The organism is Curtobacterium sp. TXMA1, assembly GCF_020162095.1.
Classification (GTDB): domain Bacteria; phylum Actinomycetota; class Actinomycetes; order Actinomycetales; family Microbacteriaceae; genus Curtobacterium.
Genome location: NZ_CP083910.1, coordinates 3,433,494 through 3,454,876, shown reverse-complemented (window position 1 = coordinate 3,454,876; position 21,383 = coordinate 3,433,494). Strand labels below are relative to the sequence as shown.

The following is a 21,383-nucleotide window of genomic DNA, read 5'->3' as shown; positions in this document are numbered from 1 at the left end:
TCGCGCTGGTCTCCTGGTCTGCTGTCGGTGTGCTGGTGTCGGGCGTGGCCGGACACCGGTCCACCTGGTGGGCGGTCGGTGCGCGCCGAGCCGTGTCGGCGCGGACGGTTCCACGGGGCCGGACCGCTGTCCCCCGCGGTGGTGATCCACAGGGTTGTCCACAGTCCTGTCCACGGCGGTCCGGCTGCGGACGCTGAGGTGACTCCCCCGTCGCTCCGCGGAACGGGCCGATCGATCACACCACTGTAAAGGGTCCGACCGAGTCGTACCGAACGCACGTTTTCCCCAATGTGGATGATGATCGTGCGGATGCCCTGGCCGACCCCGGTCCTCGGCACCGTTTGACCTCGCCGCCCCTGTCACGTACCGTTAACCAGTTGACTGCGGCCATTCGGTCGCGCCCATCGTGTCGTTCGGCCTCGTCGAGCGGCTGTCCAGACATACGTGTCGGCTCGCGCTGAGCCCGTCCTCGAGCGCAGCCGTGTGGAGATCATCATGAGCAAGCGCACCTTCCAGCCGAACAACCGTCGTCGCGCCAAGAAGCACGGCTTCCGCGCCCGCATGCGCACCCGTGCCGGCCGCGCCATCCTCGCCGCGCGCCGCAGCAAGGGCCGCACCGAGCTCAGCGCCTGATCGGGCTGCGCCCCTCGGGGCAGCGTCTGATCCGGTCCCGAATCGGAACCCGGTAGCGATCGTGTTGGCCCGAGCCAACCGCATCGTCCGAGGTGACGACTACCGGTCCGTCGTGCGTCGTGGTCGCAGGAGCGCCACGGCGCACGTCGTCGTATCCGTGGTCCGACGGCCGGTCGGGGGCGCTCCCCGGGGCGCTGGAGGCCCGGACGCCGTCGCGCCCGGCCCGGACGGTCCGACCCGCTTCGGCTTCATCGTCGCGAAGACGGTCGGGAACGCCGTCGTGCGCAACACGATCCGCCGTCGGCTCAAGGCCATCGCCCACGAGCTGCTGACCGAGGTGCCGACCGGCCACGACGTGGTCATCAGGGCCTTGCCAGCCGCGGCGCAGGCCGGATGGCCTACCCTGCTCGAAGACGTCTCGCGCTCCTTCGCGCGCGGGGTGGAGAAGGCAGCATGAACCGCATCCAGTGGACCCGGCTGGCGTTGAACCGACTGGCCTGGGTCGTCGCGTTGCTCCCACGCAACGTGTGCGTCGTCGTGCTGCGCGCCTACCGCGCGGTCATCTCTCCCCTGTACGGGAACGTCTGCCGCTACCACCCGTCGTGCTCACGGTACGCGCTCGAGGCCATCCAGCAGTACGGCGTCCTGCGCGGGTCGGCGATGGGGGCCTGGCGGATCGCGCGGTGCAACCCGTGGGCTGCAGGTGGCATCGACGACGTGCGCGAGCGCGACCGTCCCTACCGCCTGACCCGGTTCGGGTTCGTGCTCCCTCCGTCCCAGCTGCACCCCCAGTCGTCCGGCGATGTCCGTCGTCCGGTCCTGCTCCCCCAGCGCACTCGAAAGGCGTGACCGTCCTCATGGACTTCATCGGAACGATCCTCTGGCCACTGAAGTGGGTGGTCTCGGCGATCCTCGTGGCCTTCCACTGGATCTTCGAGTCCATCGGCATGGACCCGTCGGCCGGCATCACGTGGGTGCTGTCGATCATCTTCCTGACCTTCGTGGTCCGGGCCGCGCTGATCCCGATCTTCGTCCGGCAGATCAAGTCGCAGCGCCGGATGCTCGAGGTCGCGCCGCAGCTGAAGAAGATCCAGGACAAGTACAAGGGCAAGAAGGACCAGTTCTCGCGTGAGGCCATGAGCCGCGAGACCATGGCGCTCTACAAGGAGACCGGGACGAACCCGCTGAGCTCCTGCCTGCCGCTGCTCATCCAGATGCCGATCTTCTTCTCGCTGTACTCGGTGCTGCACGAGGCGCAGATCAACAAGACGGGCATCGGTCTGCTCACGAACTCCCTCGCGCAGGACTTCGGCAACGCCGCCCTGTTCGGCGCTCCGCTGCACGAGACCTTCACGAACGCTTCCGGGTGGGAGGTCCGGGTCATCGCCGGCTTCATGATCGTCGTGATGACCGCATCGCAGTTCGTCACCCAGCTGCAGCTCGTGGCGAAGAACATGTCGCCGGAGACCAAGGCGTCGCCGATGTACCGCCAGCAGAAGATGATGCTGTACATCCTCCCGCTCGTCTTCGTGATCTCGGGCCTCAGCTTCCCCCTCGGCGTCATGTTCTACTGGCTCGCCTCGAACATCTGGACGATGGCCCAGCAGTACTTCGTGATCCGCAGCATGCCGACCCCGGGTTCCGAGGCCGCGCTCGCCCGCGAGGCCCGTCTCGCCAAGAAGGCCCAGCGCCGCGGCACCCCGGTGCTCGCCGAGGCCGGCGCCGGCTCGGCCGCGGTCGAGGTCGAGCCCGTCCGTGTGACCACGCAGCGCCAGCAGCCCGTCGGCAAGAACCGCTCCAAGAAGAACGGGAAGAAGTAAGTGACCGAGCAGGACACCGCCCCCACCGTCGACGCTCCCGTGGAGACGGACGACGCCCGCGACGAAGCGGACATCGCTGCGGACTACATCGAGGAGCTCCTCGACATCTGCGACCTCGACGGTGACATCGAGATCGAGGAACGTGCCGGGCGGGTGTACCTGTCCGTGAGCGACGAGGGCGGTGCGCTGCGGGTGCTGTCGAAGCCGGAGACGGTGTCGGCCCTGCAGGAGCTCACCCGGATCGCCGTTCAGGCGGAGACCGGCGAGTTCAGCCGGCTCATCCTGGACATCGGCGGATCGCGCGATGCCCGGGCCACCGAGCTCCAGCGTCTCGTCGACACCGCTGTCGAGCGCATCGAGGCCGGATCGACCTCTGCCGCGCTGCCCCCGATGTCGTCGTACGAGCGCAAGCTCGTGCACGACCTGGTCGCTGAGAAGGGCTTCCACTCGGAGTCCGAGGGCGAGGGACGAGACCGCCACACGGTCGTCACGCGATGACGGACGAGGTCACGCCGGTCCTGGAACAGGAGCCGGCGGCCGCAGCGGACCTCTTCGGGGACCGCATCGAGGTCGCGCGGTCCTTCACCGCAGAGCTCGCCCGCCGGGGCGAGGAGCTCGGCCTGATCGGCCCGCTCGAGCTCCCGCGACTCTGGACTCGACATATCCTCAACTCTGTGCTGCTGGGTCCCCTCCTGGAGGCTGATGGTCGCGTTGCCGACGTCGGCTCCGGCGCCGGGCTGCCCGGTCTCGTGCTCGCGATCGCCCGTCCGGACGTCGCGTTCACGCTCATCGAACCGATGGAACGGCGCTGCGACTGGCTGAACGCCGAGTCCGAGCGACTCGGACTCGAGAACGTCACCGTCCTGCGTGGACGGGCGGAGGACGTCGCGGACTCGGTCGTCGTCGACCAGGTCACGGCGCGTGCCGTGAGCGCGCTGTCGAAGCTCATCCCGCTCACCGTGCCACTGGTGCGGTCGGGCGGCCAGCTCATCCTGATGAAGGGTGCGCGGGTCGACGAGGAGATCGCGAAGGCTCGGAAGGTGATCCTGCGGAAGCGCCTGACCGATGTCGAGGTGCTCGAGCTCGGGGACGGTGTGGTCGAGGAGACCACGCGAGTCTTCCGGGCTACAGTTGACTGACGCCGCGGCTGGGTCCGGCTCCGCCGGACGCTGAACGCCCGACGTTCCACGTGGAACACTGACCCGGGGAAGAGGTCTTCGTTGAGTTCATCGACCGACTACGACGCGTCGACGCCCCTGGCTCGCGAGATCGCGGATCTCAACCGACGTCGTCGCGCGATCGCCACCCAGCAGTTCCCGCTCCCGGAGAAGACCCGCGTCTTCACCGTGTCGAACCAGAAGGGTGGAGTCGGCAAGACGACCACCACGGTGAACCTGGCGGCGGCGCTCGCTCACGGCGGTGCTCGGGTGCTGGTCATCGACCTCGACCCGCAGGGAAACGCCTCGACGGCGCTCGGGGTGGAGCACCAGGCCGAGGTGACGAGCGTCTACGACGTGATCGTCGACGAAGCGCCGATCGCCGATGCCGTACAGCGCTCCCCCGAGTCCGAGACACTCTGGTGCGTGCCGGCAACCATCCATCTCGCTGGCGCGGAGATCGAGCTCGTCTCCCTCGTGGCCCGCGAACAGCGGCTGCGAACGGCGCTCGACCAGTACCTGTCCTCGCTCGACGAGCCGTACCACTACGTCTTCATCGATTGCCCACCATCGCTCGGACTGCTGACGATCAATGCGTTCGTCGCGGCCCAGGAGGTGCTGATCCCGATCCAGACCGAGTACTACGCACTCGAGGGCCTCAGCCAGCTCCTGCGGAACATCGAGCTGATCGAGCGGCATCTCAACCCGAACCTCCGCGTTTCGACCATCCTGCTCACGATGTTCGACGGGCGCACCAACCTGTCGAACCAGGTCGCAGCGGATGTCCGCGAACACTTCGGGGACCAGGTTCTCAAGGCCGTGATCCCCCGGTCGGTGCGAGTCAGTGAAGCACCGAGTTACGGCCAGAGCGTCGTGTCGTACGACGTCAACTCGTCAGGGTCGCTCTCCTACCTGGAGGCGGCCGCCGAGATCGCAGCACGAGGAGCGCAGGACTGATGGCACCCAAGCGAACCGGCCTCGGTCGAGGCATCGGCGCCCTGATCCCCACCGCGTCGGACCAGCAGGACCGCCCGGTCGATGTGTTCTTCCCGACCGGTGGATCCCCAGTATCTGCACCGTCAGCCGGTGGAGCGACCGCCGAAGAGCTGGTCGCGGTGCCGGGTGCCCGTCTCGCCAACCTCAACCCGCTCGATGTGGTGCCGAACGCGCAGCAGCCGCGGAAGGAGTTCCGCGAGGAGGAGCTCCAGGAGCTCGTCCACTCGATCCGTGAGATCGGCGTCCTCCAGCCGATCGTCGTGCGCCCGATCGCGGGTGCCTCCGGTTCTGCACCGCAGTACGAGCTCATCATGGGTGAGCGGCGACTGCGCGCCACGAAGGAGCTCGGTCTCGCGACCATCCCGGCGATCGTCAAGGACACCCCCGATGACGCGATGCTGCGGGACGCGCTGCTCGAGAACCTGCACCGCGCGCAGCTGAACCCGCTGGAGGAGGCATCGGCGTACCAGCAGCTCCTGGCCGACTTCGGGATCACGCAGGAGCAGCTCGCCCAGCGCATCGGGCGATCGCGGCCGCAGATCACGAACACGATCCGCCTGCTCCGCCTGCCCTCCCCCGTGCAGCGCCGCGTCGCCGCCGGTGTGCTGTCGGCTGGGCATGCACGGGCCATCCTCGCGGCGCCCGACGCGGAGGCAATGGAGTACCTGGCCGAGAAGATCGTCAACGAGGACCTGTCCGTGCGCGCCGCCGAGGCCATCGCGCAGCAGCTTGCGGCGAAGACGCCGGTGAAGCCGAAGGCGGAGCCGTCGAAGCGACAGGCGCACTTCAACGATCTGGCCGAGCGCATCGGTGACCGTCTGAACACGCGGGTGAAGATCGCGGTCGGTGCCCGGAAGAGCTCCGTGACGATCGACTTCGCGAACGGCGATGACCTGAACCGCATCCTCGGCGAGCTGGGCATCAGCGACGTCGCCGACTGAGCCGCTCGCGGACGACACTGCGAGCGCAGAGCTGAGCCAACGGCTTCGTGGGAAGCGCAGAGACGCGCTCCGAGCCACGTGTGGCCTTCTGACGGCGTCGCATGCGGTGGACCGACCTGTGTGTGGGCAGACCCTTCATGAGCCGGGAGGAGCGCTCTGGAGGCTGTAGCGCCCACTCGTGGTCTCCGACATTCGCCCGCTGATCGTCGTACGGCGATCCAGTGACGGTTCCACGTGGAACATCCGGAGCCGTCGTGCGATCCGCAGAGAGACGAAGCTACCGCGACCAGGGGCTGCGGTGCGGTACGGCCCGTCGGTCGGGCCCCCTCGCGCCTGAGCCCCGGGCAGCTCACCCTGTTGCCTGAAGCGTCAGGGCGCTGAGCAGGGCGCGGACGGACTCCTGCCGAACGAAGGTCTTGGTATCCGTACGAGTGCGACCGCCTGCTCGTGACGAGGCTCGTCGAAGAACGACCGCGATACCCGACGGACGGTGCCGCGTGTGCGGGCGTGGCATTGTCTGCCTCCGACCAGCCTGTAGCCCTCGACTGGGATGGATCGCCCGCTGATCCGGCGATGATGGTTGCGGCGTACTCCCGGTCCCCGATCGGCGCCGTCGGGATCGGGGGGTCTGCGCGGTGGGATGGGGAGCGAGAGCGAGAGCGGGCGGATCGGGACGCGCAGGCCTTTGCGACTCCTCCCGGCTTGCAGCGGGTCTGCGTCGAGGAGAATGCACGATCCCGCCCGGAGGGATCAAACGCCAGAGGATTGTGTTCCACGTGAAACGCCACCGATGGCGGCGAGCTTCCACAGCCCGACTGCTGCAAAGATCGGTTTGAAGAGCATCATCTCGCCGAATCGGTAGTCGTCAGCGGGCACGAGCCGTCCGCCGAGCCGCGGATCTTGCCGACGCAGGTACGCACGGGCTTTCGCGGCATGGAGACCGTTGGAGCAGAGCGCGATCATGGCCGGGTCATCGAGGAGCTTCCGCGCGTTGGCGATGTTCTCCCACGTCGACACGCTCTCCCGGTCACACTGGATGTCACCGCGCCAACCCGTGCCTCGCAGTGCTTCAGCGAGCAGATCCGCTTCGGCACGGATACCCCGGACCGCTCCACCGCAGCAGATCACGCTGACTGTCGCTCCAGTCGACACCATACGCAGCGCTGTACGTGCAGTGATCCGGGCCCGCCATCGATTGACTGCATTCGGTCTCGTCCCCCGGTTGGCGAAGCCGAGGACGATGACGCTACAACGAGGGCCCTGATCCGGTGCAACCAACGGCTCTCCTTGCTGCCGGTTGCCGCGGAGTTCCGCGCGTGCCTCCGCTGATGCCCGTGCATGCACCGCCTCACCGAAGGTCAGCACGGCGAGCGCGGCCGAGCCCATCAGCGAGATGACGAAGGGCAGTGTTCCACGTGGAACACTGCCCTTCGAGCTCATGATCAGGCGCGGTGGTCGCGAATCGCCTGCTCAGCCAGCTCCGCGTACGTCCATCCGAGGTCGAACCCGGACGCGCTGAGCGCCTGCGGAACGAGGGAGGTCTCCGTCAGACCCGGCAGGACGTTCGCCTCGAGGAACCAGGGCGTGCCAGCACCGTCCACGATCAGGTCGACGCGCGAGAGGTGGCGGAGTCCGAGCGCGGTGTGTGCTGCGACTGCGGCATCTGCTGCTGCGCGACTGAACTCGTCGGAGAGCCGAGCCGGCGTGAAGAAGGTCGTCTCCCCCGCGTTGTAGCGTGCCTCGAAGCCGTACGTCCCGCTCTTCGGGACGATCTCGACCGCGGCCAGGGCGACCGGACCATCGCCGGTGTCGATGATGCCCACGGCCACCTCGGTCCCACGGATGAGCTGTTCAACGACGACGTCGTCGCAGTAGGTGTACGCCGACACCATCGCACGGGGCAGGTCGTGCGGGTCCTCGACGAGTGTCACGCCCTGTGCACTACCGCCTCGCGCGGGCTTCACGGCGAGCGGGACGGGGTGCTCCGTGGCGATCGCGTCGAGCACTCCGACGGCGCCGAGCTCTCGGAAGACGTCGTGCGACAGTGTGACCGATCGCGGGGTCCGGACACCGGCACGCGCGACCAGCGCGGACGAGGTGGGCTTGTCCCATGCGAGCCGAGCCGATGTGGAACGCGAGCCGACGAACGGGATGTCGAGTGCCTCCAGGACGCCCCGGAGTGCGCCGTCCTCACCCGACGCACCGTGCAGCGCCGGCCAGACGACGTCGGGCCGGGAGTGACGGAGCGCGGGCAGGAGAGAGGCGTCCGCGTCCCGGAGGTCGACCTGCCAACCGTAGCCCGTCAGGGAGTCGGCGACGCGGCGACCCGATCGGAGCGAGACGTCGCGCTCGTGGGAGATCCCTCCCGCGACGACGACGACGTGACGACGGGTGAGCTCGGCCATGCGAGGATCCTCCGGGTGGAACGGGCGATGAAAGTGCTGGTCAGGAGATGTTCGGCGGCGGTGCCACCACGGTGGACCGCGACTCGGTCACCGCGCTGGGCCGCGTCGAGTGCCCGAAGGTCTCGAGCAGCTCGAGTTCGTCGTTGATGACGGTCGCGAGGCGCTTGACCCCGACTCGGATCTGGTCCGGCGTCGGGTAGCAGAACGACAGGCGGATGTTGCCCCCGCCGCGGCCGTCGGCGTAGAACGCGGTCCCCGGCGTGTAGGCGACCAGCTCCTTCACGGCACGGGGCAGCATGTCTTTCGAGTCGAGCGAGTCCGGCAGTGTGAGCCAGACGAAGAAGCCGCCGTTCGGCTTCGTCCACGACAGGTCGGGCAGGAACTCCCCCAGCGCGGCCAGCATGGCGTCCCTGCGCTCCGCGTAGAGGCCTCGGAAGGTGTCGACCTGCCCCTTCCAGTCTGCGGCGTCCAGGTAGGCGTTCACGACGTACTGACCGAACGAGTTGGGCGCGAGGACGGCCGACTCGTTCGCCAGGACGAGCTTCTCGCGGATGGCGTGCGGAGCGAGCGCCCACCCGACCCGGAAGCCCGGGGCGAGGGTCTTCGAGAAGGACCCGAGGTAGACGACGCCCTCGTCGTCGATCGAACGGATCGCCTGCGGCGCGGGCTCGTCGAACCAGAGCAGACCGTACGGGTTGTCCTCGAGCACGAGGATGCCGTTCGACCGGCAGATGTCGAGGACCTCGATGCGGCGCTCACGGCTCATCGTGACGCCCGCCGGGTTGTGGAAGTTCGGGATCGTGTAGAGGAACTTGATCCGCTTGCCCTGTGTGCGCAGGTTCGCGATCGCCTCGCGCAGCGCCTCGGGGACCAGGCCGTGCTCGTCGGTGGTCACGTGGACCGTCTCCGCCTGGTACGACCGGAAGACGCCGATCGCGCCGACGTACGACGGCGACTCGGCGAGCACGACGTCGCCCGGGTCGATGAAGAGCCGCGTGACGAGGTCCAGGGCGTGCTGCGAGCCGGTGGTGACGACGACGTCCTCGGCGCTGGCACGGATTCCCTCGAGGCTCATCACGTCGACGATGTGCTCGCGCAGGGACCGCAGACCCTGGCCACCGCCGTACTGCAGCGCCATGGCGGCGTCCTCGGTCATCACCCGGTCGATCGACCCGGTGACGAGCTCACGCGGCAGCGCCGAGACGTACGGCATGCCGCCGGCGAGCGAGACCACCTCGGGCCGCGATGCCACGGCGAACAGGGCTCGGACCTCGGAGGCGCTCAGCCCGGCGGTGCGCTGGGCGTAGGAGTCGTACCAGGGGTCGAGGCTGTTGCCGTTCGTCATCGTGTGCTCCGTTCAGTGGGACATTCCCGCCACACTACGACATCGCCTGCCGGATCTCCGGTGGGAGACGGGGGCCGATCCTGAAGCTGTGGCCCGCCCGCGTCCAGCTGGCACTCCCCCTGCACGACGACGGCCCCGCTCTCCGGGGAGAGCGGGGCCGTCGGGGTGGTCCGGGGTGCCTACGCCAGGAACTCGGCGAGGTCGGCCTCGAGCGCCGGCTTCGGCTTCGCACCGATGACGGTCTTGACGACCTCGCCGCCCTTGAACACCTTCATCGCCGGGATCGACGTGATCTGGTAGTTCATGGCCGACTGCGGGTTGTCGTCGACGTTGAGCTTGACGATCTCGATCTTGTCGGCGTGCTCCGCGGCGATCTGGTCGAGGATCGGGGAGACGGCGCGGCACGGGCCGCACCACTCGGCCCAGAAGTCGACGAGGATGGTCTTGTCGGACTTGAGGACCTCGTCCGAGAAGGTGGCGTCGGTGACGGCCTTTGCGTTGGACATGTGTGCTCCTTCGGGAAGTTCAGTTGGTGCAACGGCTGGGCCGCTGCGGTATTCCGGTCCGGGTCAGGCCCGTGCGGCCTCGACGTCGATGATCGCCGGACCCTCGGGCGTGACGCCCTCGGCCTGGTCGACGAGCGCGTCGTCGAGGTCGGCGAGGTACTTCTCGGCGTCGAGGGCGGCGACGGTGCCGGAACCGGCCGCCGTGATCGCCTGGCGGTAGGTCGGGTCGATGACGTCACCCGCAGCGAAGACACCCGGCAGGTTGGTGCGCGACGAGCGACCCTGGACCGCGATGGTGCCCTCGGGCGCGAGGTCGATCTGCCCGTGGATCAGGTGCGTGCGCGGGTCGTTGCCGATCGCGATGAACAGCCCGTCGAGCTGCAGCGAGGATTCCTCACCGGTGACGGTGTCGCGAAGGGTGACGCCCTCGACCGCGGAGTCACCCGTGATCCCGGTGACCTCCTTGTTCCACGCGAACTCGATCTTCGGGTCGTTCATCGCGCGGTCCTGCATGATCTTCGACGCGCGCAGGGTGTCCTTGCGGTGGATGACCGTCACCTTGTCGGCGAAGCGGGTGAGGAACGTGGCCTCCTCCATCGCGGAGTCGCCACCGCCGACGACGGCGATGTTCTTCTGGCGGAAGAAGAAGCCGTCGCACGTGGCGCACCAGCTGACACCGTGGCCGGACAGACGCTCCTCGTCGGCGAGGCCGAGGTGCCGGTACGCCGAACCGGTCGCGTAGATGACCGCGAGCGCCTCGTACGTCTCGCCGGAGCCGACCGTGACCTTCTTCACGTCGCCGGTCAGGTCGACCGAGACGGCGTCGTCGTACAGGACCTCGGCACCGAACTTCTCGGCCTGCTCCTGCATCTTGATCATGAGGTCCGGGCCCTGGATCCCCTCGGGGAAGCCCGGGAAGTTCTCGACCTCGGTGGTCTTGGTGAGCTCGCCGCCGGTCTCGACGCTCGACGCGACGATCAGGGGCTTGAGCTCCGCGCGCGCGGCGTAGATGCCGGCGGTGAACCCGGCGGGACCGGAACCGATGATGATGAGCTGGCGCATGTGCCTCGCTGCCCTTCCGTTGAGTGCTGACCGGGTCAACACATGCTACCGGCGGGACATTCCGCCCCACCGGGGAGCGGACAGCCGGTGCGGACGAGCCGCGAGCGGACCGGCCGCGAACGGACGAGACGCGAGCGGACGTTCGGTGGTCAGCGTCCGAGTCGCGCGCGCAGGAGCTTCACGGCGTTCGCGATCTCACCGTTCTTCGCGACGACCAGGGCGCCGAAGTACACGATCGCCATCGCCGCACCGCTCAGCACGATGGTGATGAACGCGCCCGTCCGGTCGGACATGGCGAACCCGTCCTCGACGAAGGCGCCGAGCGCGGACACCACCACCGCGCCGGCGACCCCGGCGATGAGCGCGGCGATGACGAACTGCACGTGCGAGCGGGTGACGACGGGCCCCTCGATGCCGTTCAGGCGGCGACGGACGAGGACGAGCGCCACGATCGTCTGCGCGGTCCCCGCGAGCGTCGTGCACGCTGCGATCGAGACACCGACGATGCTCTGCGGGAACGTCGCGACGGCGAGGGCCCCGATGACGAACAGCACCGACTGCACGCACTGCATGAGGAACGGGGTGCGGTGGTCGTGCATCGCCCAGAAGACCCGCTGGATGATGAAGAGCATGCTGAACAGCACCAGACCGGGCATGTAGGCGAGCAGCACCGCGCCGATGGAGAGCGCCTGCTCGAAGGTGCCGGCGAACATGCGCCCGAACGGCACGGACACCACGATCAGCGCCACCGACGCGAACACCGTGAACAGTCCGACGATCCGGAGGGACAGCGACAGGTTGCGCCGGACGGCGTCCAGGTCGCCCCGCTCGGCGTCGTGGCTCATCCGCGTGAAGTACGCCGTCGCGATCGACACCGCGAAGATCGAGTGCGGCAGCATGAAGAGCAGCCACGCGTTCTGCAGGACCGCGTTGCCCGCGGCCCCCGTGCCGAGCGACGCGACGCGCGACTGCACGATGCCCGCGAGCTGCGTCACGAGGATCATCGCGAAGAGCCAGCCGGCCGCCGTGCCGGTCGCCTTCAGCCCCACGCCGCGCCACCGGAAGTCCGGACGGAACGACAGTCCCGCGCGCTTCCAGAAGAACGGCAGGAACGCGGCCTGGGCCAGCACACCGAGGGACGCGCTGCCGGCGAGCACGGCGATCTTCAGGGGGGTCCACGAGTCGACCGAGGAGTTGACCGCCTGGTCACCGAACATCGCGATGAACACGACGAGGCCGGCGATCGCGATGACGTTGTTGATGAGCGGCGCCCACGTGAACGGACCGAAGACCTGCTTGGCGTTCAGGACCTCACCGAGCAGCGAGTACAGCGCGTAGAAGAGGATCTGGGGGAGGCACCAGAACGCGAACGCGACCGCGAGGTCGGTCTGGGCCGGCGTGAAGCCCTTGCCGTCGCCCGTGGCCTGCTGGCTGTACAGCCAGACGAGGAACGGCGCGAGGACCGTGGCGACGATCGTGATGACGACGAACACGGTGGCGCCGAGCGTCACGATCTTGTTGACGTACGCCGTCCCGCCGTCGCGGCTCTGCTGCATCGACCGCACGATCTGCGGGATGAGCACCGCGGAGAGCAGACCGCCCGCGATGAGGGCGTAGATGTTGTTCGGCAGCTGGTTCGCCAGGGCGAAGGCGTCGGCGCCCGGCGAGTGCGCCTGGCCGATCGCGTACGCCAGTACGAAGGTCTTGCCGAAGCCGAGGACCCGCGAGAGCATCGTGCCCGCCGCGAGCATCGCGCTCGCCCGTCCGAGGTTCCGCTCGGCCGCGGGCTCCGCGTCGACGGCGGGCTGCTGCTGCGTGCTGATGGTCGGCTCCTCGGGTTCGGGCACGGTGTCGTCCTGGTCGGGACGGCCGGCCTGGAGGCGTGGCTCGCCTCCGTCGCGGACGGTCGCGTCCGCAGGGCGAGCGCCGTCCTGCCGTGGTGCGCCGGACCCGTCCGGTGCGACGTGCGCGGGACCGGACACGGCGGTGGTGCCGACCGCCGCTGCGCCGACCACCGCGGCGGCGGGGGCTGCCTGCGCGACGCTGGACGACCCTCCAGACCGGGCGGCGGGGACACCGGGAGCATCGGGCTGCACCGCGAGCGGGCGGTTCGGGTCGTCGTCGTCGTCGTCGAGCTCGCCGTTGCGGCGCCGGATGCGCTTCCGGATGCTGCGGAAGATGCCGAAGCCGAAGATCGCGACGAGACCGATCGCCGCCACGGCGGTGATGACCGTCTCCCACTGTGCCTGCACGTTGAGCTCGACGGTGGTGGGCTGCGACACGGTGACCCCGGTCGGCGTGGTCAGGGACATCGTCAGGCTGACCTTGCCGTTCGCGACCGACCGGACCGGGATCGTCGTGCGGGCGGAGGACTGCGGCTGGAGCTTCACCTCGACGTCGTTCCGCACGACCTGCAGCGCCGAGCTCGACGGCTGGACGTTGAGCAGGACGGTGATCGGGTAGTCCGTGCGGTTGCGCACCGACACGGGCAACGACGAGCGGTCCCCGAGCAGGGTCAGCGAACTGGAGTCGGGGATGCTCACCTGGTCGGTGGTCTGCGTCCAGGCCCGGACCTGCTTGTCGACGGCGGTGGTGAGGGCGTCGGACTCGCCGCGCCAGGCGTTCGACGCCAACGCGAGCAGACGCAGCCGTGCCGGGGCGGTCACGGTCGCCGGGTCGTCGACGGCGGAGGCGAAGGCGGTGAGGTCCTGCTCGCTCTCGACCAGTCGGCGCAGCCGGTCGAGGCGGTCCGACCCGTCGTCCGCGGGGGCCAGCGTGAGGGACCCGGCGGTGGCCTTCGCTGCGGTCGAGAGGTCCGCGGGCGCGACCCACGGTGTGTCCTCGAGCGCGTCGAGGGCGCTGCTCAGCATCGTCGAGTCGGTCGGCCACTCGCGGCCGAGGGTCAGGAGCACGGGACTCTGCGCGCTGCCGGAACGGGCCGCGGTCGCGAGGGTCGCGGTGAGCTCGGCCATCGCGGCGTCGTGGTCGCGCTGGTCGGTGGCGGTGGCCGCCTCGCGGAGCAGCGCTGACATGCCCTGGTCGGCGACGAGCACCTTCTGGTCACCGATGCGCTCCGAGGCCGCGACGGTGGTGTCCGGGCCGGCCGAGGTGTTGCCGCTCGCGACGATCGTCGTCTCGGCGCCGGCCTTCGCGAGCGCGGGCAGGTCGTCGGTGGCCACGGTGTTCTCGACGGGCCAGGCGACGCCGTCGAGCGCCCAGGGGAAGTCGAGCAGGCTGGCCGTCGTCGGCAGTGTCGAGGTCGTGTCGCCCGCATCGTCCTGCCCGGTGCCGTCCTGTCCGGTGTCACCCTGACCCGTGCCGTCCTGCGTCGTACCGTCCTGGGTGCCCGCGGTGGCGTCGTCCGACGGGGTCGGGGTCGTGCCCGGTGTCTCGTCGGGGGGCGGCACCGGCGGAGGCCGTCGGTGTCGCGGTGCCACTGGCCGTCGGGGTCGGGGTCGGCGTGCTGGCACCGGGGAAGTTCTCCGCCTCGACGGCCTGATCGAGGGAGACGACGCCGGGGATGCCGTCCGCGCCGGCCTGGCGGAGCCCCGTGACGTCGGCGTCGGCGTACGGCAGCGCGAAGGTCTCGTTGCGGAGCCCCTCGAGCCGGTCGAGCCAGCTCCGTGCGCTGGACGGGGCGTTCTCGCCGAGCAACCGGATGGAGGCGATGATCCGCGGGTCGACGCCCACCGCGACGTTGTGGTCGACGGCGGCGTCGAGCTGCTGGGTGAGGGTGCCGTCCACCGAGGTCGCGGCCGCGAGGGCGTCGGCACCGACCACGCCGTCGGCGGTGGCGGGGAGGGTGATCGGCATCGCGACCGAGACGCCGACCGGGGTCTGCTCGAAGTCCGGGTACCAGGTGATCGCGGACCGGGCGACGGCGGAGGTGTCGCCGGCGGTGTACTCGGCGGCGATGCGCCGGGCCCCGAACGACGAGTACCCGCCGAGGGCGACGTTGCCCGGCACGATGGTGACCGTCTGCGTGACCGAACGGTGCGCCGGGACCGCCGGGACGTCCGCCGTGTCCATCGGGGCACCGAGGTAACCGGTCGTGCTGGTGTCGGCGAGCCAATCGGAGAGGACGTCCCGCGTGCTCTCGGAGCGGAAGATGTCGAGCTCGACCGAGCCCGCGGGTACCTCTGTGTCCGTGTCGTTCGTCACCGTGACCGTGACCTGCAGGTCCTCGTCGCGCCGGACGATCCCGCGGCCGGCCGGCGCGATCGAGACCGTGGTCCTCCCCTGGTCGGCAGCGGCCGGAGCAGCGGTGCGGGTCGTGGTGCGGTCGACCGTCGCGGCGTGCGCCGGGTCCGGACCTGCGGGCGTGGCGACGAGGCCGATGGCGACGAGGGCCGTGGCAGCGGCGGCGAGCGTGGAGCGGAGGATGTGCATACAGGAGGGCCCGAGGGTCGGTTCCGGCCGAGCACGAGTGTACGAGGGGCGGACGGGGACGATCCCGTGCGCGCGGGCCGTGTGGAGAACTCGGTGCCCCGATCTGGGAGGATGAGGTCCGTCATGCAGTCCGTTGCCCAGGCCGTCGAACGACTCGACGCACTCGCAGCCACCGAGCCCGTCGCCGTCCTCGCTCGGGCGTTCGCCGATGCCGGACACGAGCTGGCCCTGGTCGGCGGTCCCGTCCGCGACGCGTTCCTCGGTCGACCCGTCACCGACCTCGACTTCACGACCGACGCCCGCCCCGACGACGTCCTGCGCATCGTCGAGCCGATCGCGAGCGCGACGTGGGACGTCGGCCGGCAGTTCGGCACCATCGCCGCCCGCGTCGCCGGCGAGCAGGTCGAGATCACGACCTACCGCAGCGACGTCTACGACGGCGAGACCCGCAAGCCCGAGGTGGCGTTCGGTGACACGATCGAGGACGACCTGCTCCGCCGGGACTTCACCGTGAACGCCATGGCGCTCCGACTCCCCCAGCGCGAACTCGTCGACGTGCACGGCGGCGTCGAGGACCTGCTCGCCGGTCGCCTGCACACCCCGCAGGCGGCACCGGTGTCGTTCCGCGACGACCCGCTCCGCATGATGCGTGCCGCACGCTTCACCGCGCAGCTCGGTTTCACGGTGTCCGACGAGGTCCGTGCCGCGATGACGGAGCTCGCCGACTCGATCGACATCGTGTCCGCCGAGCGGGTGCGCGACGAGCTCGTCAAGCTGTTGAACACGTCCGAGCCGGTCCCCGGTGTCCGCCTGCTCGTCGACACCGGACTCGCCGAACGCTTCCTGCCCGAGCTCCCCGCGATGCGCCTGGAGATCGACGAGCACCATCACCACAAGGACGTGTACGAGCACTCGCTGACGGTGCTGTCGCAGGCGATCGGGTACGAGGCCGAGCGGCACCCGGGCGAGGCCCCGGACACGGTGCTCCGGCTCGCGGCGCTCCTGCACGACATCGGCAAGCCGGCGACCCGGAAGCTCGAGCCCGGCGGTGCCGTCAGCTTCCACCACCACGACCTGGTCGGCGCGAAGCTGGCGAAGAAGCGGCTGCGGGCGCTCCGGTTCGACAACGACACCATCGCGGCGGTCGCCCGCCTGATCGAGCTGCACCTGCGGTTCTTCGGCTACACCGAGGGTGCCTGGACCGACTCGGCCGTCCGCCGCTACGTCCGCGACGCCGGACCGCTGCTCGAGCGCCTGCACGAGCTCACCCGCTCGGACGTCACGACGCGGAACCGTCGCAAGGCCGACCGCCTCGGCTTCGCCTACGACGACCTCGAGGACCGCATCACGGCACTCGCGGAGCAGGAGGAGCTGGACGCGATCCGTCCGGACCTGACGGGCGACGACATCATGCGCATCCTCGACATCCCGCCGGGGCGTGCCGTGGGCGAGGCGTACCGGCACCTGCTCGAGGTCCGCATGGACGAGGGTCCCCTCGGTGCCGACGAGGCCGAGCAGCGCCTGCGCTCCTGGTGGGCCGAGCGGGACGCGACGGCCTGACCACGCCGGGTCGAACCAGGTTCTCGACTTCGAACCAGTCCCGTCGCCTGGTTCGGTGTCGGAAACCTGGTTCCGTCCACCCGGCGGCCCGCCTGCCAGACCGGGCCGCTCTCCACGACCGGTGGCGCGCCTCCAGGCCGTGGGCTAAGCTACTCGGGTTGTCCTCGCGCATCTGCGCGGTCGGACACATGCATCAACCCTCCTGCTCCGGGAACCGCCCGGAGCCGCCGAGACCAAAGGAGGTGGGTTCCGCATGCACCAGTACGAACTGATGGCGATCCTCGACCCCGAGATCGACGAGCGCACCGTCGCTCCCAGCCTGGACAAGTTCCTCGCGGTCATCCGCAACGACGGTGGCACCGTCGACAACGTGGACGTCTGGGGCCGTCGTCGCCTGGCCTACGAGATCGCGAAGAAGTCCGAGGGCATCTACGCCGTCGTCGACTTCACCTCGACCCCCGAGGCCGCCAAGGAGCTCGACCGTCAGCTCGGTCTCTCCGAGGCCGTGCTCCGCACGAAGGTCCTCCGCGCCGAAGAGGCGATCGCCCAGGTCGCCGCGCAGAAGCAGCGCGACGAGGCCCGCGCGGCCCGCAAGGCCGCCAACGCGACCGCGAGCGCCGAGTAGCTCATGGCCGGCGAAACCGTCATCACGGTGGTGGGCAACCTCACCGCGGACCCGGAGCTGCGCTACACGCAGAACGGGCTCGCGGTGGCGAACTTCACCATCGCATCCACCCCTCGCACGTTCGACCGTCAGGCGAACGAGTGGAAGGACGGCGACGCGCTGTTCCTCCGTGCGAGCGTGTGGCGCGAGTTCGCCGAGCACGTGGCGGGCTCGCTGACGAAGGGCTCGCGCGTCATCGCGCAGGGTCGTCTGCGTCAGCGCTCCTACCAGGACCGTGAGGGCCAGCAGCGCACGAGCATCGAGCTCGAGGTCGACGAGATCGGCCCGTCGCTCCGCTACGCGACCGCGCAGGTCACCCGTGCTGCGGGTGGCTCCGGCGGCGGTCGTGGCCAGGTCGGCGGCGGGAACGCTTCCGGCGGCCAGGGCGGCAACGGCGGCGGCTGGAACAACAACAGCGGCGGCGGTCAGTCGGACGCACCGTGGTCGCCCCAGGGCGGCCAGCAGGGCGGCAACGCACAGTCGAACGACGTGTGGAGCCAGCCCGGCGGTTCGTACGACGACGAGACCCCGTTCTGATCCTCAGCGGTCTGACGGACACACAACTTCTTCTTCTCTAAGGAATCACAATGGCTGGAAAGAGCACCGGCGACCGCCGGAAGCCTCGCGGCAAGGGTGGCAAGAACGCCGCTCCCGCGAAGTCGATCAAGGTCGGCGTCATCGACTACAAGGACGTCGCGACCCTTCGCAAGTTCATCTCGGAGCGTGGCAAGATCCGCGCCCGTCGCATCACCGGCGTCTCCGTCCAGGAGCAGCGCCTCATCGCCCGTGCCGTGAAGAACGCCCGTGAGATGGCGCTCCTCCCCTACGCCGGCTCCGGCCGCTGATCGGAGGAGTTCACATGTCGAAGCTCATCCTCACCCACGAGGTCTCCGGCCTCGGTTCCGCCGGTGACGTCGTCGACGTCAAGAACGGCTACGCTCGCAACTACCTCATCCCCCAGGGCTTCGCCGTCGCGTGGTCCAAGGGCGGCGAGAAGCAGGTCGAGTCGATCCGTGCGGCCCGTGCCGCTCGCGAGCTCGCCACCATCGAAGAGGCCCAGGACCTCAAGATGAAGCTCGAGAACGCGACCATCAAGCTGACCGTCAAGGCCGGCAAGGACGGCCGTCTGTTCGGCTCGGTCCGCCCGGCGGACGTCGCCGACGCGGTCCAGGCGCAGGGCGTCGGTTCGCTGGACAAGCGCAAGGTCGAGGTGCCCGCGACCATCAAGACCGTCGGTGACCACGAGGCCACCGTGCGTCTGCGCGAGGACATCACCGCGGTGATCTCGCTCCAGGTCGTCGCCGCCAAGTAAGCAGCGTCACCACCGTCGAAGGGCGGGTCTCCTCCGGGAGGCCCGCCCTTCGTCGTGGCTGCGGTTCCCGGCGGTCCCCGTTCCGGGGGACAGGCAGCCCCGTCCGCGCAGCGCGACACGCCGCAAGCCGAGGGTTTCTTCCCCGGGGTGGAATGTGCATTCTGCCCGGTATCGAGCGCATGCTGGAGCCGATGTTCTGGAATGTGCACATCACTGTGCACTCGTACGGGTGGACGCCGTCGAGAAATGTACCCCCCGAGATCGTTCCGGTCTGGAATAACGTTCCCGGTGTCCCTCGACCGGGGGGCGCGACGAACGACAGGAGCACGACATGCCCAACCTGAACGTGACCTACGGCGAGATGCAGGACGCCGCGACCCGACTCGTGAACGGTGAGCAGGACATCACCGCGAAGCTGCGGGAGCTGAAGTCGCTGGTCGACTCGCTGATCAGCGGCGGCTACGTGACGGACCAGTCCTCGGTCGCCTTCGGCAGCTCCTACCAGGAGTTCAACGACGGTGCCACGAAGACCATCGAGGGTCTCGAGGGCATGTCGACCTACCTGAACAAGGCGGCCGAGGCGCTGCAGCAGACCGACCAGGAACTCGCGAACGCCATCAAGTAGCGCAGTCGTCCAGCGGGGCCTCCGGTACCGGGGGCCCCGCGAGACGTTCTCAGATCAGCAGCACGGAGTGGACGGACCAGACATGACGACGGAACACCTGCTCATCACGGACATCCTGGTGACCGACTCGCGGCAACGGGTCGGTCGGGTGAACGAGGAACTCGAGCACCAGCGCAGCAGTGACCGGGAGAACCGCGGCGTCTTCGGCGAACGTCGCCTGCAGAGCACCTTCGACTCGTTCTCCGGGGACTGGAAGCTGCACCGCGAGAAGCTGCGGAAGAACGTCGACAAGCTCCACCGCAACCTCGAGGACATGAACAGCGCGTTCACCGACGTGCAGCAGCAGCTCGTCGACGGACTGAAGGTCGAGTCGAACTGATGGCGAACCGTCCGGCGCGGTGGGACCTGCTCGGGTACGACGCGGACCCGATCACGAGCCGTCCCGACGAGATCGAGGAGCTCGCGAAGTACTACCGAGACATGGCCGAGGACATCGAGCGTGCGGCCGCCCAGCTCCGGCCGGTGGGCGAGGGCGACCTCTCGACGGGCGAGGGCGAGTCCGTCGACAAGATCCGGACGCGGTCCCGTGACGTGAGCAACTCGCTCGTGCAGATGCACGGCCGCTACCAGGCGGCAGGCGACGCCATCGGACGGTTCCGGGACGCCGTCGGGAGCGAGGCCGACCGGAGCGGGGGCGGTACCGTCATGGCGACGTCCTGGGCCGCGGTGCAGCGGGCCACGGAGGTCGACGGGGAGCTCGGAAGCGTCCAGCGCACCGCGGACCCGCTGCAGGCCGCACGCGACGCAGGGACCGAGCCGACGGCCGAGCAGCAGGACGACGCGCGTCGACGCTCCGACCGGATCGACGACCTGACCGGCCAGCTGAACGCAGCGCGCAGCTTGCTCGCCCAGGCGCAGAGCGACCTCGCGCAAGCCGGCCAGGCTGCTGCTGCCGCGATGAAGGGGTCCTGGAACGACGGCCTCCACGACAGCGGCTGGTACAAGTTCCTCCACGCGCTCATCAAGATCTTCACCGTGATCGGGATGATCCTGGGCGTCCTCGCCTTCTTCATCCCCGGACTCGGCCTGGCGGCGATCGTGGGGGCGATCTCGGCCGGCTTCGCGCTCGTGGCCGCCGCCCTCAAGTTCAGTACCGGTGAGGGCAGCATCTTCGAGCTCGTCATGTCCCTCGTGGGCATCGCTTCGCTCGGACTCGGCTCGAAGATCACGGCGCTGACGAAGGGCGCGATCTCGAAGGGGATCACGACCGGTCGGACGTCGATCAAGAGCAGCACCCAGGCAGCGCTCCGCGCGGGACAGGACCGCAGGACCGACATCGCGAAGCTCTGGCTCCGGGGCAAGTTCGACGTCGCCAAGGGCGAGCAGCTCCACGACCTGATCGCGCCGTTCAACCAGTGGACGAAGCAGCAGCTCGGGCCCAAGCTCACTGCCTTCGACGAGCAGTTCGCCAAACCCGGCCCCAGCTGGTGGAACCTCGGTTCCGTCGGCCGGATCGCTCGCGACGACGTCGGGCTGCTCGGCAAGCAGTTCGGCAACCCGTCGACCTGGGCGGAGGCCGTGACGAAGGGCGGCAGCCGCTTCGTCCCTTCCTCGCGTGCGGACGGTGCCTTCGTGCACGTCAGCGAGAAGACCGACTCGCTCTTCTGGCAGCGGTTCTTCGGCGTGGACGGCATCGTGAAGCGCAACGAGCTGGACTCGTGGCTGACGACTCGTGGTCTGGAGGGCATCGGTTCGATCGGCAAGACGAACTGGCAGTACCTCGGCAGCGTCGCCGGTTCGCTCTGGGGCAAGGGCACGTTCATCGGGCAGAACATCGCGTTCGGCTCGGACTTCGGTGACCCGCGACCCTGGTCCGCGTGGACCTCCGCGCACAAGGGGGCCCTGCCTGACGTGCACGCCGACTACTCGACCGCGCAGCCGGTGCGGCCCGCGCAGACGGGTGCGTGA

The 21,383-nt window shown here is 69.3% G+C and carries 23 protein-coding genes; 16 read left to right on the top strand and 7 right to left on the bottom strand.

Annotated elements, in window-relative coordinates; translation table 11 throughout:
- The first annotated feature begins 495 nt into the window (after positions 1-495).
- From rpmH to LCG91_RS16340, 8 genes are all read left to right on the top strand, one after another.
- On the top strand, positions 496-633 hold the full coding sequence (gene rpmH / locus LCG91_RS16375; RefSeq protein ID WP_019181680.1) for a 50S ribosomal protein L34: 138 nt from the start codon (positions 496-498) through the stop codon (positions 631-633).
- Complete coding sequence (gene rnpA, locus LCG91_RS16370) at positions 572-1,090, top strand: ribonuclease P protein component (protein ID WP_411955815.1); 519 nt, start codon at positions 572-574, stop codon at positions 1,088-1,090. The genes rpmH and rnpA overlap by 62 nt, the downstream gene beginning before the upstream one ends.
- Entirely contained in the window at positions 1,087-1,482 is a 396-nt protein-coding gene (gene yidD / locus LCG91_RS16365; RefSeq protein WP_058728339.1) for a membrane protein insertion efficiency factor YidD, read from the top strand. Before rnpA ends, yidD begins: the two co-directional genes overlap by 4 nt.
- Positions 1,483-1,490: 8 nt before the next feature.
- Positions 1,491-2,453 (top strand): membrane protein insertase YidC, encoded by a 963-nt coding sequence (gene yidC, locus LCG91_RS16360; protein WP_058748820.1) that lies wholly within the window; start codon positions 1,491-1,493, stop codon positions 2,451-2,453.
- Complete coding sequence (locus tag LCG91_RS16355) at positions 2,454-2,951, top strand: protein jag (protein ID WP_058748783.1); 498 nt, start codon at positions 2,454-2,456, stop codon at positions 2,949-2,951.
- Complete coding sequence (gene rsmG, locus LCG91_RS16350) at positions 2,948-3,592, top strand: 16S rRNA (guanine(527)-N(7))-methyltransferase RsmG (protein ID WP_224442052.1); 645 nt, start codon at positions 2,948-2,950, stop codon at positions 3,590-3,592. The genes LCG91_RS16355 and rsmG overlap by 4 nt, the downstream gene beginning before the upstream one ends.
- 81 nt (positions 3,593-3,673) lie before the next feature.
- Positions 3,674-4,567 carry a ParA family protein gene (locus LCG91_RS16345; protein WP_058728341.1) on the top strand — a complete coding sequence of 298 codons (894 nt, stop codon included), beginning with the start codon at positions 3,674-3,676 and terminating at the stop codon, positions 4,565-4,567.
- Positions 4,567-5,547, top strand: a complete 981-nt coding sequence (locus LCG91_RS16340; RefSeq protein WP_224442051.1) for a ParB/RepB/Spo0J family partition protein — start codon at positions 4,567-4,569, stop codon at positions 5,545-5,547. The genes LCG91_RS16345 and LCG91_RS16340 overlap by 1 nt, the downstream gene beginning before the upstream one ends.
- Positions 5,548-6,297: 750 nt before the next feature.
- On the opposite strand, the gene LCG91_RS16335 is transcribed toward LCG91_RS16340, so the two are convergent.
- From LCG91_RS16335 to LCG91_RS16305, 7 genes are all read right to left on the bottom strand, one after another.
- Positions 6,298-6,987 (bottom strand): YdcF family protein, encoded by a 690-nt coding sequence (locus tag LCG91_RS16335; protein WP_224442050.1) that lies wholly within the window; start codon positions 6,985-6,987, stop codon positions 6,298-6,300.
- Between the two features lie 2 nt (positions 6,988-6,989).
- Positions 6,990-7,952 carry a D-alanine--D-alanine ligase gene (locus LCG91_RS16330; RefSeq protein WP_224442049.1) on the bottom strand — a complete coding sequence of 321 codons (963 nt, stop codon included), beginning with the start codon at positions 7,950-7,952 and terminating at the stop codon, positions 6,990-6,992.
- A gap of 40 nt (positions 7,953-7,992) precedes the next feature.
- Entirely contained in the window at positions 7,993-9,297 is a 1,305-nt protein-coding gene (locus LCG91_RS16325) for a PLP-dependent aminotransferase family protein (protein ID WP_224442048.1), read from the bottom strand.
- Positions 9,298-9,476: 179 nt separating this feature from the next.
- Entirely contained in the window at positions 9,477-9,803 is a 327-nt protein-coding gene (gene trxA, locus LCG91_RS16320; protein WP_022832611.1) for a thioredoxin, read from the bottom strand.
- 63 nt (positions 9,804-9,866) lie between these two features.
- Entirely contained in the window at positions 9,867-10,865 is a 999-nt protein-coding gene (trxB, locus tag LCG91_RS16315; protein ID WP_058748777.1) for a thioredoxin-disulfide reductase, read from the bottom strand.
- A 149-nt stretch (positions 10,866-11,014) separates the two neighbouring features.
- Positions 11,015-14,272 (bottom strand): DUF6049 family protein, encoded by a 3,258-nt coding sequence (locus tag LCG91_RS16310; RefSeq protein WP_224442047.1) that lies wholly within the window; start codon positions 14,270-14,272, stop codon positions 11,015-11,017.
- On the bottom strand, positions 14,169-15,254 hold the full coding sequence (locus LCG91_RS16305) for a DUF6049 family protein (RefSeq protein ID WP_224442046.1): 1,086 nt from the start codon (positions 15,252-15,254) through the stop codon (positions 14,169-14,171). The genes LCG91_RS16310 and LCG91_RS16305 overlap by 104 nt, the downstream gene beginning before the upstream one ends.
- Positions 15,255-15,377: 123 nt before the next feature.
- Here LCG91_RS16305 and LCG91_RS16300 point away from each other — a divergent pair, with 123 nt between their 5' ends.
- The 8 genes from LCG91_RS16300 to LCG91_RS16265 all read left to right on the top strand — a co-directional run bounded on the left by LCG91_RS16300 (position 15,378) and on the right by LCG91_RS16265 (position 21,383).
- The gene (locus tag LCG91_RS16300) at positions 15,378-16,814 is read left to right on the top strand and encodes a CCA tRNA nucleotidyltransferase (RefSeq protein ID WP_224442045.1); all 1,437 of its coding nucleotides are present in this window, start codon (positions 15,378-15,380) and stop codon (positions 16,812-16,814) included.
- A gap of 253 nt (positions 16,815-17,067) precedes the next feature.
- The gene (gene rpsF, locus LCG91_RS16295) at positions 17,068-17,439 is read left to right on the top strand and encodes a 30S ribosomal protein S6 (protein ID WP_058728349.1); all 372 of its coding nucleotides are present in this window, start codon (positions 17,068-17,070) and stop codon (positions 17,437-17,439) included.
- Positions 17,440-17,442: 3 nt separating this feature from the next.
- A complete protein-coding gene (locus tag LCG91_RS16290) occupies positions 17,443-18,015 on the top strand; it encodes a single-stranded DNA-binding protein (RefSeq protein ID WP_058748774.1) in 573 nt (190 codons plus the stop codon).
- A 50-nt stretch (positions 18,016-18,065) separates the two neighbouring features.
- A complete protein-coding gene (gene rpsR / locus LCG91_RS16285; protein ID WP_017887834.1) occupies positions 18,066-18,323 on the top strand; it encodes a 30S ribosomal protein S18 in 258 nt (85 codons plus the stop codon).
- A 14-nt stretch (positions 18,324-18,337) separates the two neighbouring features.
- Positions 18,338-18,790: a 50S ribosomal protein L9 gene (gene rplI, locus LCG91_RS16280; RefSeq protein ID WP_058728351.1), complete on the top strand. Its 453-nt coding sequence runs from the start codon at positions 18,338-18,340 to the stop codon at positions 18,788-18,790.
- Positions 18,791-19,121: 331 nt separating this feature from the next.
- Positions 19,122-19,415, top strand: a complete 294-nt coding sequence (locus LCG91_RS16275; RefSeq protein WP_058728352.1) for a WXG100 family type VII secretion target — start codon at positions 19,122-19,124, stop codon at positions 19,413-19,415.
- An 82-nt stretch (positions 19,416-19,497) separates the two neighbouring features.
- Positions 19,498-19,794, top strand: a complete 297-nt coding sequence (locus tag LCG91_RS16270) for a hypothetical protein (protein ID WP_058728353.1) — start codon at positions 19,498-19,500, stop codon at positions 19,792-19,794.
- Positions 19,794-21,383 (top strand): DUF308 domain-containing protein, encoded by a 1,590-nt coding sequence (locus LCG91_RS16265; RefSeq protein WP_224442044.1) that lies wholly within the window; start codon positions 19,794-19,796, stop codon positions 21,381-21,383. The genes LCG91_RS16270 and LCG91_RS16265 overlap by 1 nt, the downstream gene beginning before the upstream one ends.